The organism is Streptomyces sp. NPDC051172, from assembly GCF_040682555.1.
Classification (GTDB): domain Bacteria; phylum Actinomycetota; class Actinomycetes; order Streptomycetales; family Streptomycetaceae; genus Streptomyces.
Genome location: NZ_JBFBBE010000044.1, coordinates 39,336 through 54,188, shown reverse-complemented (window position 1 = coordinate 54,188; position 14,853 = coordinate 39,336). Strand labels below are relative to the sequence as shown.

The following is a 14,853-nucleotide window of genomic DNA, read 5'->3' as shown; positions in this document are numbered from 1 at the left end:
TTTCGTCCGGGTCGGTCGGGGCTCAGGCACGCTCGCCTCCCATGGCGAGGCGTACGAGGTCGTCGACGCCCATGTCCGCGATCTCCTCGGCGCGGTCGACGGACGGGGCTTCCTCCGCGGCGCCGTTCTCGTGGAGTGCGGGTCCGGCGAGCCGCAGGAGCGCGTCCAGCAGCCCCGAGCGGCGCAGTGCGGCGACCGGGATGGCCGACACCATGCGGGCGATGTCGTCGTCGGCCGGTCCGGCGTTCTCGGTGACCGTGGGAACCGCCGGGGCGAGGCGCTCGGCGCAGTAACCGGCGACCTCGGCCGGGCTGGGGTAGTCGAAAACGAGGGTGGCCGGGAGGCGCAGCCCGGTGGCGGCGCCGAGCCGGTTGCGCAGCTCCACGGCCGTCAGCGAGTCGAAGCCGAGCTGCCGGAAGGCGCGTTCGGGGTCGATGGCCGCGGCGCCGGAGTGTCCGAGCACGTCGGCGACGTGGGCGCACACCAGGTCGGTGAGGGCGGCCCGGGTGTCGTCGGCGGACAGTCCGGTCAGCCGGCGGCGCAGCAGGTCCGCTTCCTCGGCGGCACCGGCGCCCGTGGCGGCGGTGCGGCGTGCGGGGACACGGACCAGCTCGCGGAAGAGTGGCGGTACGCCGGCCGTGGCCGCCCGGGCCGCCACGCGGGCCAGGTCGAGCCGGACGGGTACGAGTGCCGGCTCGTCCAGTGCGAGCGCGGTGTCGAACAGGCTCAGGCCCTCCTCGTTGGAGAGGGCAGCCACGCCGCCCCGGGCCAACCGTCGCAGGTCCACCTCGTCGAGCGTTCCGGTCAGCGCACTGCGCTCGGCCCACATGCCCCAGGCGAGCGACTGGGCGGGCAGTCCCCGGGCGCGGCGGCGCCGGGCGAGGGCGTCGAGGAAGGCGTTGGCCGCCGCGTAGTTGCCCTGCCCGGAGCTGCCGACGGTGCCGGAGGCGGACGAGAAGAGGACGAACGCGGTCAGCGGCAGGTGCTCGGTGAGGTCGTGCAGGTTCAGGGCCGCGTCGGCCTTGGGGCGCAGCACACGGTCGATCCGTTCCGGGGTGAGGGAGCCGATGACTCCGTCGTCGAGGACGCCGGCCGAGTGGACGACGGCGGTCAACGGGTGGGCGTCGGGTATGCCGGCGAGGAGGGCGGCGAGGGCCTCGCGGTCGGCGGCGTCGCAGGCCCGCGCGTCGACGTGGGCGCCCAGGGCGGTGAGTTCGCCGACCAGTTCCCGCGCCTCGGCGGTGTCGGGGCCGCGGCGTCCGGTCAGCAGCAGCCTGCGGACTCCGTGCTCGGTGACCAGGTGCCGGGCGACCAGTGCGCCGAGGACGCCGAAGGCGCCGGTGACGAGGACCGTGCCGTCGGGGTCCCAGGGCTTCGTGGTTCCTGTCCCGGTCTCGGCGCCGGCGACCCGGGCGAGCCGCGGCGCGAGCAACCGCCCGTCCTGCAGGGCGAGTTGCGTCTCGCCCGCGGCCAGGGCGGCGGCGATGGCCGGGACGTCGAGACCTGCCTCGGTGTCGCCGTCGGTGTCGAGGAGCACGATCCGGCCGGGATGTTCGGACTGCGCGGAGCGCACGAGTCCCCAGACCGCCGCCGCCGTCAGGTCGCCGATGTCGTCTCCGGGTGCCGTGGCGACGGCGCCCCGGGTGACCAGGACGAGGCGGGTGTCGGCCCAGCGGTCGTCGGCCAGCCAGTCCTGCAGCAGTTGCAGCACGGCGGTGAGCCCGCTGCGGGCCGCGTCCGCGCTGTCGCCGCCCGCGGGAAGCGCGGTGACGACGGTGTCGGGCACGGGGGCGCCGGCCTCGACGGCGGCGGTGAGCGCGGCGAGTTCGGGGTGGGTCTCGGGCAGCAGCGTTTCGGCTCCGAGGGAGACCCAGCGGCCGCTCGGCGGCTGGGTCGTGGCGGGCAGGAGGGTCCAGTCGAGCCGGAACAGCGAGTCCTGGCGGCTGTCCCGGGCGCGCCGCAGGGCGTCGAAGGAGACGGCCCGCACGGCCAGCGCTCCCACCTCGGCGACGGGTTGTCCGGTGGGGTCGGCCGCGGACAGGGCGATGGAGCCGGTGTCGTCGTAGCTGAGCCGGACGCGCAGTTCGGTGGCGCCCGAGGCGTGCAGCCGGACGGCCCCCCAGGAGAAGGGCAGCCGTGCGGTGCCGGGTTCGTCGGTCTGGGCGGTGCCGCCGGGGGTGGTGAGCCACAGGCCGTGCAGGGCGGCGTCGAGCAGTGCCGGGTGGAGCCCGAACGCTGCGGCCCGGTCCCGCTGGTCCTCGGGCAACCCGACCTCGGCGTAGATGTCGTCGCCGAGGCGCCAGGCGGTGCGCAGGCCGTGGAAGGCGGGGCCGTAGCCGTAGCCGGAGTCCGCGAAGCGCTCGTAGAGGCCGTCGACCGGGACCGGTTCCGCGCCGGCGGGGGGCCATGTGGAGGCAGTGAGCGCAGAAGGGACGTGGTGGAGTTCCGGGGCGAGGACGCCGGCCGCGTGGCCGGTCCAGGCACCCGGGTCGTCCTCGCCGCGCGAGAAGACTCCGAGGCTGCGGCGGCCGTCGTCGTCGGGGGCGCCGACCCGGACCTGGACGTGCACCACCTCGTCCCGGTCGAGCACCAGTGGTGCTTGCAGGGTCAGTTCCTCGACCTGCGGGCAGCCCGCCTCGTCCGCTGCGCGCACGGCCATCTCGACGAACCCGGTGCCCGGCAGCAGGATCACGCCGGAGACGGCGTGGTCGGCCAGCCAGGGGTGGGTCCGGGTCGAGAGGCTGCCGGTGAGGAGGATCTCGCCGGTGCCGGCGACCTCGACGGCGGCGGTGAGGAGCGGGTGGCCGGTGGCGCCTGGCCCGGCGGGCAGCGGGGCCGGGGGCTTGATCCAGAAGTGGCGGCGCTGGAAGGCGTAGGTCGGCAGCGGCACCGGGGCGGCGTCGGCGGATGCGGCGGCCCAGTCGACCGTGCCGCCGCGCACCCACAGTTCGGCGGCGGAGCGCAGCATGCGGTGCGCGCCGCCCTCGTCCCGGCGGAGCGAGCCGACGGCCACGGCGGTGCGTCCGGCGGCCTCGACGGTCTCCTCGACCGCCATGGTGAGCACCGGGTGCGGGCTGACCTCGACGAAGGAGGTGAAGCCCTCGGTGGCCAGGGCGCGTACGGCGGGTTCAAAGCCGACGGTCTCGCGCAGGTTGCGGTACCAGTAGTCGGCGTGCATCCGGGTGGTGTCGAGCCAGCAGCCGTCGACCGGGGAGTACAGGGGCACGTCGGCCTCGGTGGGCGTGAGCCCGGCCAGCGCCTCCATGAGTACGCCGTGGATCTCCTCGACATGGTCGGAGTGGGAGGCGTAGTCGACGTCGATGCGGCGAGCCCGTATGTCCTTGGCCTCGCAGTCGGCGAGCAGAACGGTCACGGCGTCCGCGTCTCCGGCTACGACGGTCGCGGCGGGGCCGTTGAGCGCGGCCACGGACAGGGCGTCGGCCCAGGGGGCGATGGCCGCCCGGGCCTCCGTCTCCGGCAGCGCGAGGGAGACCATGCCGCCGCGTCCGGCCAGCGCACCCAATGCCCGGCTGCGCAGCGCGACGACCCGTGCCCCGTCCTCCAACGACAGCGCACCCGCCACCACCGCGGCCGCGATCTCCCCCTGACTGTGCCCCACCACCGCATCGGGAACGACCCCGAACGACCGCCACACCTGCGCCAACGACACCATCACCGCGAACAGAGCAGGCTGGACCACGTCCGCGCCCTCCCAAGCCCGACCCGACCGCACCGCCTCCGTCAACGACCACTCCACGAACGGCGCCAACGCCGCCTCACACTCACCCATCCGCGCCGCGAACACCGGCGACGAATCCAGCAACTCGGCCGCCATCCCCGCCCACTGCGACCCCTGCCCCGGGAAGACGAACACCGTACGGCCCTCGGTGTCGGCGAAGCCGCGTACCAGCTCGGGGGCGCTCGCGGCGTCGGCGAGTGCGGTGAGGACGTCGGGCAGCCGGCCGGAGTCGCCGACGAGGACGGCCCGGTGTTCGAACGCGGTCCGGCCTGCGAGGGTGGCCGCGACGCCGGGGGCCGGGGTGTCGGGCGCCGAGGCCAGGTGTGCGGCGAGCCGCCGGGCCTGGCCGCTCAGAGCGTCCGGCGACTTGGCGGACAGGGGCCAGGCCACGGCGCCGGAGGGCGTGGACTGCGGGGGCGCCACGGGCTCCGGTGCGGGGGCCTCCTCGATGATGGCGTGGACGTTGGTGCCGCTCATGCCGAACGCGGACACGCCCGCGCGGCGCGGCCGGCCGGTCCGCGGCCATGGCGTCGGCTCGGTGACCACCTCGACGGCGCCGGCCGTCCAGTCGACCTCGGTGGAGCGCCGCTCCGCGTGGAGGGTGGGCGGCACCTGGCCGTGCCGGAGGGCGAGGACGGTCTTGATGACTCCGGCCACACCGGCGGCGGCCTGGGTGTGGCCGATGTTCGACTTCAGGGAGCCGATCAGCAGCGGTCGGCCCCCGTCACGTTCCCTGCCGTACGTCGCGAGCAGCGCCTGGGCCTCGATCGGGTCGCCCAGCCTGGTGCCGGTGCCGTGCGCCTCGACGACGTCGACCTCGGCCGCGGTGAGCCGGGCGTTGGCCAGGGCGGCCCGGATGACCCGCTGCTGGGAGGGGCCGTTGGGCGCGGTGAGGCCGTTGCTGGCGCCGTCCTGGTTGACGGCGGAGCCGCGCAGGACGGCCAGCACGGGGTGCCCGTTGCGCCGCGCGTCGGACAGCCGCTCCAGCAGGATCACGCCGACGCCCTCGGCCATGCCCATGCCGTCGGCGGCATCGGAGAACGCCTTGCAGCGGCCGTCGGCGGCGAGGCCGCGCTGGCGGGCGAAGCTGATGATGGCGCCCGGTGTCGACATCACCGCGACGCCTCCGGCCAGGGCGAGCGAGCAGTCCCCGGAGCGCAGGGCCTGCGCGGCGATGTGGAGGGCGACCAGGGAGGCGGAGCACGCCGTGTCGACGGTGACGGCGGGTCCCTCCAGGCCGAGGGTGTAGGAGATCCGGCCGGAGATGACGCTGGCGGCGCTGCCGGTGAGGAGGTGGCCCTCGTTCTCCTGGGTCTGGGCGACGGAGGCGCCGTAGTCCTGGTAGTTGACGCCGGTGAAGACGCCGGTGTCGCTGCCGCGCAGGCGTTCCGGGTCGAGGCCGGCCCGTTCGAGGGTCTCCCAGGTGGTCTCCAGGAGCAGCCGCTGCTGGGGGTCCATGGCGAGGGCCTCGCGCGGCGATATCCCGAAGAAGTCGGCGTCGAACTCGCCCGCGTCGTGCAGGAATCCGCCGTGGCGGACGTAGGAGGTGCCGGGCCGGTCGGGGTCGGGGTCGAAGAGGGTCTCCAGCGGCCAGTTGCGGTCGCCGGGGAACTCGGAGACGAGGTCCGCGCCCGCCGCCAGTACCTCCCACAGCTCCTCGGGGGTGTGCACCTGGCCGGGGAAGCGGCAGCCCATGGCGACGATCGCGACGGGGTCGTCGGCGGCCGCGGACACCGCCAAGGGGGCGGCGGAAACCGCCTGTTCACCCAGCACCTCGGCGCGGACGTGGTCGGCCAGGACGGCCGCGGAGGGGTAGTCGAAGACGAGGGTGGCGGGCAGCGGGAGGCCGGTGGCGGTGCGCAGGCGGTTGCGGAGTTCGACGGCGGTGAGCGAGTCGAACCCGAGTTCCTGGAAGGCCCGGCCGGGCCGCAGTTCCTCGGGCGAGTCGTGGCCGAGGACGGCCGCCGCGTGGCCGCGCACCAGGTCGAGGGTGACCCGGCGCTGCTCGGCCTCGGGCAGCCCGGTCAGGCGCTCGCGGAAGACGGACGCGGCGGGGGCGGTGGAGTCCGTCGCGGGTGCCTGCGCCTCCTCCAGTTGGCGCCTGACCTCGGGGATGCCGGTGAGCAGGCGGCTGGGGCGTACGGAGGTGAAGACGGCGGCGAACTGCTCCCAGTCGACGTTGGCGAGAGCGATGACGCTCTCGTCGTCGTCGAGGGCCTGCTGCAGCCCGGTGAGCGCACGGTCGGGCTCGATGAGCGGCAGGCCCTGCTTCTGCACACGGTAGAAGTCGGAGTCGTCGACGGTCTCGCGGACGGCCCACGGGTTGGCCGCGGCCCACACGCCCCAGTCGACGCTGGTGGCCTTCAGACCGCGGGCCCGGCGGTGCTCGGCCAGGGCGTCGAGGTAGGCGTTTCCGGCCGTGTAGGCGGCGTGGTTGCTGCTGCCCCACACACCGGCGATGGAGGAGAACAGCACGAAGGCGTCGAGTTCGCGGTCGAGGAGTTCGTCGAGGTGCCGGGCGCCCTCCGCCTTGGCGGCGACGACTTCGGCGAAGGCGTCGAGCGGAGTGTCGTCGAGGGAGGCCAGCTGGATGTAGGCGGCGGCGTGGAAGACCGCGGTGACCGGGGTGCCCTGGGCGTCGAGTTCGGCCAGCAGCCGGGCCACCTGGTCGCGGTCGGCGACGTCGCAGGTGGGCAGGGTGAGGCCGGTACCCAACTCCGCCAATTCGGCGCGCAGTTCGGCGGCGCCGGGAACGTCGCCACCGCGCCGGCCGGGCAGGACCAGGTGTTCGGCGCCGCCGTGGGCGAGCCAGCGGGCGAGGTGGGGGCCGAGGGCGCCGGTGCCGCCCGTGACCAGGACGGTGCCACGGGGCCGCCAGGCCGGCCGGGACTCGGCGCCGGGCAGGCGGGGCGCGCGCACCAGGCGGCGGGCGAACAGGCCCGAGGTGCGCAGGGCGAGTTGGTCCTCGCCGGTCGCACCGGCCAGGACGGCGCGCAGCCGTTCGCGGGCCGGGGTGCTGAGGGCGGCCGGCAGGTCGATCAGGCCGCCCCAGCGGTTCGCGTGTTCGAGGCCGGCCACCATACCGGTGCCCCAGGTCAGCGCCTGGTCGTGGGCGGTGAGCGGGTCGGCGGGGCCAGTGGAGACGCCGCCTCGGGTGGCGCACCACAGCGGGGCGTCGATGCCGAGGTCGCCGAGCGCCTGCACCAGGACGAGGGTCAGCGCGGCGCCGGTGGAGACGGCGGGGTGAAGGGCGTGCGGCCGTCCGGCGAGGGCGACGAGGGAGAGGACGCCTTGGGGCTCGCGCCCGTCGAGGGTGTCGGCGAGTTTCGCGGCGAGGGCCGGGCGGTCGGCGTCGGCGGCGCCGAGCCGCACGGTGACCGGCTGCGCGCCTGCCTCCGCGAGGGCCTCCACCGTGTCGCGGACCGGGGGGTCCGCCTCATGGTCCTCGGGCACGGCGACCAGCCAGACACCTGACAGGCGGGCCGAGGAGGGCTCGGGGACCGGCTGCCAGTCGACGCGGTAGCGCCAGCTCTCGACGGTGGCGGTCTCTCGCCTGCGGCGGCGCCAGTCGCCCAGCGCGGGCAGCACCCGGCCGAGTGCGTCGGCGTCGACCTCCAGGCCGGTGAAGGCGGCGACGGGGTCGGCGCTCTCCACGATGTCCCAGAACTCGGTGTCGTCGCTCGTCTGCGTGGCGGTGGCCGCCGGCTCCGCGGGCCGTAGCCAGAAACGCCGGTGCTCGAACGGGTAGGTGGGCAGGTCGGCGTGGCGGGCGCCGGAGTTGTCGAACAGCACCGGCCAGGCGACGGGCACTCCGCGCACCCACAGTTCGGCGGCCGAGGAGAGCGCGCGGGCGAGGCCGCCCTCGCCGCGCCGCAGAGTTCCGGTCACGACGGCCTGCGGGGCGTCGGCGGTGTCGAGGGACTCCTGGACGGACATGGTCAGTACGGGGTGTGGCGAGACCTCGACGAATATCTCGTGTCCCTGGGCGGCGAGGGCGGTGACGGCGGCGTCGAACTCGACGGTCTCGCGCAGGTTGCGGTACCAGTAGTCGGCGTCCATGGTCGCCGTGTCCAGCCAGTCCCCGGTGAGGGTGGAGAACAGGGGCACGTCCCCGGTGGCCGGGCGGATGCCGTCGAGCATGGTGAGCAGTTCCTCACGGATCCGCTCGACCTGGGCCGAATGGGAGGCGTAGTCGACCGCCACCATGCGGGCGCGGACGCCGTCGGCCTCGCAGGCGGCCTGGAGTTCGGCCATCGCCTCAGGGGTGCCCGAAACGACCACGGCCGAGGGACCGTTGACGGCTGCCAAGGACAAGTCGGCCCGGCCCGCGACGAGTTCGGCGGCCCGCTCGCGCGGGACGGCGAGGGACAGCATGCCGCCGTGTCCGGCGAGGGCGAGGATCGCGCGGCTGCGCAGCGCCACCACCTGGGCGCCGTCCTCCAGGGACAGCGCTCCGGCGACGACGGCCGCGGCGATCTCGCCCTGGCTGTGCCCGAGCACGGCGTCGGGCTCGACGCCCCAGGAACGCCACAGGGCGGCCAGCGACACCATCACGGCCCACAGCGCGGGCTGGACGACGTCCACCCGCTCGAAGGGGGGCGTGCCCTCCTCGCCGCGCAGGACGGCCTGAAGCGACCAGTCGACGTGCGGGGCGAGAGCGCGCTCGCAGTCGGCGAGGGCGGCAGCGAACACCGGGCAGGAGTCGAGGAGTTCGACCGCCATGCCGGCCCACTGTGCGCCCTGGCCGGGGAAGACGAAGACGCGGCGGCCGTCGGTGTCGGCGGTGCCGCGGACCAGCCCGGGGCTCTCCCCGTCCGCGGCGAGGGCGTCGAGGGCGGCCAGCGGATCGGTGCCGACGACCACGGCGCGGTGCTCGAAGGGGGTGCGGCCGGTCGCCAGGGTCCAGGCGGCGTCGAGGAGTTCCGGGGCGCCCGGACCGGTGAGCCGGTCACGCAGCCGCTCCGCCTGGCGGGCGAGCGCGCGCGGCGACCTGGCCGACAGGATCCAGGGCAGGGTGCCGGGGACGTCCCCGCTCTCGGTCGGCTCGGTCTCGGGCGGGGCCTCCTCCAGGATGGCGTGGACGTTCGTACCGCTGAATCCGAAGGAGGAGATGCCGGCCCGGCGGGGCTCGCCGGTCTCGGGCCACGGGCGGGCCTCGGTCAGCAGGGCGACGTCCCCGGAGTCCCAGTCGACGTGCGGGGAGGGCTCGTCGGCGTGCAGGGTGCGGGGCAGGACGCCGTGGCGCAGGGCGAGGACGGTCTTGATGACGCCGGCGACGCCGGACGCGGCCTGGGTGTGCCCGATGTTGGACTTCAGGGCACCTATCCACAGCGGTCGCCCGTGCGGGCGCTCCTGGCCGTAGGTGGCGAGCAGGGCGTCGGCCTCGATGGGGTCGCCGAGGGTGGTGCCGGTGCCGTGGGTCTCGACGACGTCGACGTCGGCTGCCGTGACGTGGGCGTTGGCCAGGGCCTGGCGGATGACGCGTTGCTGGGCGAGGCCGTTGGGGGCGGACAGGCCGTTGCTGGCGCCGTCCTGGTTGACGGCCGAGCCACGCAGCACCGCGAGGACGGGGTGGCCGTTGCGGCGGGCGTCCGAGAGACGTTCGAGGAGGACCACGCCGGCGCCCTCGGCGAGACCCATGCCGTCGGCGCCCGCGCCGAAGGCCTTGCAGCGGCCGTCGGCGGCGAGGCCGCGCTGCCGGGAGAAACCGACGAAGACGCCCGGGGTGGCCATCACGGCCACCCCGCCGGCCAGCGCGAGCGAGCAGTCGCCGCCGCGCAGGCCCTGGGCCGCGAGGTGGATGGCGACGAGGGAGGAGGAGCAGGCGGTGTCGACGGTGACCGCCGGGCCCTCCAGGCCGAGGGTGTAGGCGACGCGGCCGGAGACGACGCTCGCCGCTCCCCCGGCGACCAGGTGGCCCTCGCCGCCCTCCGGGGACGTGCCCGCGAGGGAGGTGTAGTCCTGGTAGTTGAGGCCGACGAAGACGCCGGTGCGGGTGGTGCGCAGGGTGCCCGGGTCGATGCCGGCGCGTTCGACGGTCTCCCAGGAGGTCTCGAGGAGCAGCCGCTGCTGGGGGTCCATGGCGACGGCCTCGCGCGGCGATATCCCGAAGAAGGCGGGGTCGAAGTCGCCGGCGTCGTGCAGGAAGCTGCCTTCGCGGACGTAGGAGGTGCCCTGGTGGTCGGGGTCGGGGTGGTAGAGCCGCTCCAGTGGCCAGCCGCGGTCGGTGGGCATGCCCGACAGCACCTCGCCGCCGTCCTGAAGCAGCTGCCACAGCCGTTCGGGGGTGTCGATGCCGCCGGGGAAGCGGCAGCTCATGGCGACGACGGCGATGGGCTCGTCGGGTTCGGCATGGGCCCTGGTCTCCGGTTCGGCCACCGGGGCCGGTGCGAGGCCGAGCAGTTCGGTCCGCAGGTGCTCGGCGAGCAGGCCGGCGGTGGGGTAGTCGAAGACGACCGTGGCGCGCAGCCGCAGGCCGGTGGCCGTGTTGAGCCGGTTGCGCATCTCGACGGCGATGAGGGAGTCGAAGCCCAGCTCGCGGAAGGCCCGGTCGGGCAGGACCGCGTCGGCGGAGTCATGGCCGAGGACCGCGCTCGCATGCGTGCGGACGAGTTCGAGCAGGGTGCGCCGGACGTCCGCCTCGGACAGCCCGGCGAGGCTGCGGCGCAGGGCGGACGCGCCGTCGGTGGGGTCCTCCTCGTCCGGTTCCTCGGCGGTGGCAAGCGCGCGGACGTCGGGCAGTGAGGCGATGAGGGGGCTCGGGCGCACGGAGGTGAAGACGGGCACGAAACGCGCCCAGTCCACGTCGGCGACCACGACCACGGTCTCGTCGTCGTCCAGGGCCCGCTGGAGTCCGGTGACCGCGAGGCGCGGGTTCATGAACGGGATGCCGCGCTGGAGCAGTTGCTGCTCCAGGTCGCCGGTGGCCAGGCCGCCGCCCTCGGCGCTCCAGATGCCCCACACGATCGAGGTGGCCTTCAGGCCGCGTCCGCGGCGGTGGCCGGCGAGTGCGTCGAGGTAGGCGTTGCCGGCGGCGTAGGCGGAGTGGTCGGCGCTCCCCCAGGTTCCCGAGACGGAGGAGTACAGGACGAAGGCGTCCAGGTCGGCCTCGGCGAACACCGCGTCCAGGTTGGCGGCGCCCTGGACCTTGGCGGCCAGGGTGGCGTTCATCGTCGCCGGGTTCTCGTCGCGCAGGGACAGCAACTGGGCCGCGGCGGCGGTGTGCAGGACGGCGTCCATGCGGCGGCCCTCGTCGGAGAGCCGGTCGACCAGGTCGGACAGGGCTTGGCGGTCGGTGATGTCGCAGGCCGCGAGGGTGACGCCGACGCCGAGTTCGGTGAGTTCGGCGGCCAGTTCCCCGGCACCGGGGGCCTCGGCGCCGCGTCGGCTGACCAGGACGAGATGCTCGGCGCCGCCGCGGGCGAGCCGGCGGGCGGCGTGGGCGCCGAGTCCGCCGGTGCCGCCGGTGACGAGCACGGTGCCCCGAGGCTGCCAGGGGTTCGGCGTGTCGCCGCCGACGGGTGCGCGTTCGAGCCGGCGGACGTGGATGCCGGAGGGCCGTACGGCCACCTGGTCCTCCTCGCCGGCGCCGGCGAGGACGTCGGCGAGGTGCAGGGCCGCGCGTTCGCCGCAGCTCTGAGGGAGGTCGATCAACCCGCCCCACAGGCCGGGGTGTTCGAGTGCGGCGGTCCGGCCGAGACCCCATACGAGGGCCTGTACGGGGTGGGGCACGGGCTCGCCCGCGCGGACCGCGACGGCACCCGTCGTGGTGCACCACACGCGGGCCCCGGTCGCGGCCCGGTCCAGCACCTGGACGACGGTGGTGGTCAGGGCCAGACCGGTGGGCAGGGCGGGCAGACCGGGGTGCGGGCGCTCGTCCAGGGCCAACAGGGAGAGGAATCCGGCCGGTTGGTCCGCCAGGTGGGGGCGCAGGGTCTCGGTGAGCCGGGCCCGGTCGGTGTGCGAGGCGTCGAGGGCCACGACGCGGGTCTCGGCGCCCCGCTGCCGCAGCGCGTCCACGACGTGGGTCACGACGGGGTCGTCGGCCCGGTCTTCTGGGACGAGGACCGGCCAGAGGCCGTGCAGGGGTGCGGTGGGCCGTACGGTGTGCCGCTGCCAGGTGATGTGGTAGCGCCAGCGGTCCAGCACGGAAGCGTCGCGGCGGCGTCGGCGCCAGTCGGCGAGGGCGGGCAGGACGTCGCTCCAGGTGTCGGCCGCGACTCCGAGCGTGGCGGCGACGGCGGCGACGTCCTCGCGCTCGACCGCGGCCCAGAAGGCGGCGTCGGCGGGGTCGTCGGCGACGGCACCGGTACCTGCCGGGGTTTCCGGTTCCAGCCAGAAGCGCCGGTTCTGGAAGGCGTACGTGGGCAGGTCGACCCGCCGGGGCCCGTGGCCCTCGTACACGGCCTGCCAGTCCACCCGCACGCCCGCCACGTGCGCTTCGGCGAGTGCCGTGAGCATCCGGCGCAGGCCGCCCTCGTCGCGGCGCAGGGTGCCGGTGACGAGCGTGGGCGGGACGGGGACGGCCGCGTCGGGGTCGGCGAGGTCGTCGACGATGTCCTGCGTCGGGACGGTGAGGACCGGGTGCGGGCCGACCTCCAGGAAGACGGTGTGCCCCTGGTCGGCCAGGGTCCGTACGGCGGTGTCGAATTCGACCGTCTGCCGCATGTTGGCGAACCAGTAGGCGGCGTCCAGGGTGCGGGTGTCCAGCAGGGCCCCGGTCACCGTGGAGCAGAACGGGATGCGGGAGGCGCGCGGCCGGACCGGGGCCAGGGCGGTGAGGACACCCTCGCGCAGCGGGTCCATGTGGGCGGAGTGGCCGGCGACGTCGGCGGCGACGCGCCGCACCCGTGTCCCGTCGGCCTCGCAGCCCGTCAGGAACTCCTCCAGTGCCTCGGGGTCGCCCGCGACCACGGCGGATGCGGGGCCGTTGACGGCGGCGACGGACAGCCGGTCGTCGAAGGGGCGCAGCCGCTCGCGCAGGGCGTCGGCGGGCAGCGCGACGGAGGCCATGCCGCCGGTGCCGGACAGCTCGCGCTGGGCGCGGCTGCGGACGGCGACGATCCGGGCGGCGTCCTCCAGGGAGAGGGCGCCCGCCACGTACGCGGCGGCGATCTCGCCCTGGGAGTGGCCGACGACGGCGTCGGGTTCGACGCCGTACGACTGCCAGAGGGCGGCCAGGGAGACCATCACGGCGAACAGGACGGGCTGGACGACGTCGATGCGCTGCAGGCTGGGGGCGTCCGGCTCGCCCCGGACGACGGCCGACAGCGACCAGTCCAGGTGGGGTGCGAGGGCCTGCTCGCACTCGGCCATGCGGGCGGCGAACACCGGTGACTCGGCGAGCAGGGCGCGGGCCATGCCCTCCCACTGACCGCCCTGTCCCGGGAAGACGAACACCGTCTTGCCGTCGCCCGCGCCGGTGCGGCCCACGACGGTCTCGGGGGCGCTGCCGCCGGCGGCCACGGCGGCGAGGCCGCGTCGGAAGCCGTCCGCGTCGTCGGCGACGACCACGGCCCGGTGTTCGAAGGCGGAGCGGGTGGTGGCCAGGGAGTGGCCGACGTCGGCGGGGCGTACGTCCCGGTGGTCGGCGAGCCATGCGGCGAGTCGGACGGCCTGGTCGCGCAGCGCGTCGGGGGTGCGGGCGGCCAGCGGCCAGGGCACGGTGCCGCCGCCCGCGGCCGGGGTGACCTCGGCGTCGGTCTCGACGGCCGGGGCCTCCTCGATCAGGACGTGGGCGTTGGTGCCGCTCATGCCGAACGAGGACACCCCCGCGCGGCGCGGCGCCCCGGTGCCCGGCCAGTCGCGGGCCTCCGCGAGCAGCCGTACGGCGCCGGAACTCCAGTCGACGTGCGGGGTGGGGGCGTCCACGTGCAGGGTCTGGGGCAGGACGCCGTGCCGGATCGCCATGACCATCTTGATGACGCCGGCCAGACCGGCGGCCGCCTGGGTGTGGCCGATGTTCGACTTGACGGAGCCCAGCCACAGCGGCCGTTCCTCGGGGCGCTCCTGGCCGTAGGCGGCGAGCAGGGCGTCGGCCTCGATCGGGTCGCCGAGCCGGGTGCCGGTGCCGTGCGCCTCGACGACGTCGACGTCGGCGGGCGTCAGGCCCGCGTCCTGCAGGGCGGCCCGGATGACGCGCTGCTGGGAGGGCCCGTTGGGGGCGGTGAGGCCGTTGCTGGCACCGTCCTGGTTGATGGCGCTGCCCCGCAGTACGGCGAGGACGGGGCGGCCGGCTGCCTGGGCGTCACGGAGGCGTTCGACGAGGAGGACGGCGACGCCCTCGCCCCAGCCGGTGCCGTCGGCCGCCGCGGCGAAGGGCTTGCTGCGGCCGTCGGCGGCGAGGCCGCCCTGCCGGGCGATCTCGACGAACGCCCCGGGCAGGGCCATGACGTTGACGCCGCCGACGAGCGCCAGCGAGCACTCGTCGTTGCGAAGGGAGTGGGCCGCGAGGTGCAGGGCGACGAGGGAGGCGGAGCAGGCGGTGTCGACGGTGACGGAGGGGCCCTCCAGGCCCATGACGTACGACACCCGGCCGGACATGACGCTGACCGCGTTGCCGGTCATCAAGAAGCCCCGGACCGCCTCCGGCGCGCCGTCGGCCAGGGACATGTAGCCCTGGTCGATGGAGGCGGCGAACACGCCGGTGCGGCTGCCGCGCAGCGACAGGGGGTCGATGCCGGCCCGCTCGACCGCCTCCCAGCAGGACTGCAGCATCAGCCGCTGCTGGGGGTCCATGGCGAGGGCCTCGCGCGGCGAGATCCCGAAGAAGTCGGGGTCGAAGCCGGCCGGGTCGTCGAGGAACGCACCCTGCACGGGTACTCCGGAAGAGGCCAGCGCGCCGACCTCCCAGCCCCGGTCGGCCGGCATCCCTGCGATGGTGTCACGGCCGGCGGCGACCAGCTCCCACAGGTCCTCGGGGCTGCGCACCCCGCCGGGGAAGTGGCAGCTCATCGCGGTGATCGCGATGGGCTCACGGTGCCGTTCCTCGGCCTCGCGCAGCCGCCTGCGGGTCTGCTGGAGATCGATGGTCACGCGGTTGAGGTAGTCGCGCAGACGCTGCTCGTTGTTCTCGCCGTGCTCGCTCACTGGGCATCCTCGCCTTCTGGAAGCAG

The 14,853-nt window shown here is 75.3% G+C and carries 1 protein-coding gene; it reads right to left on the bottom strand.

Features of this window, described 5'->3' with window-relative positions; genetic code table 11:
* Nucleotides 1–22: 22 nt before the first annotated feature.
* The gene (locus AB0N07_RS25505) at nucleotides 23–14,827 is read right to left on the bottom strand and encodes a type I polyketide synthase (protein ID WP_365838780.1); all 14,805 of its coding nucleotides are present in this window, start codon (nucleotides 14,825–14,827) and stop codon (nucleotides 23–25) included.
* Nucleotides 14,828–14,853: the final 26 nt, after the last annotated feature.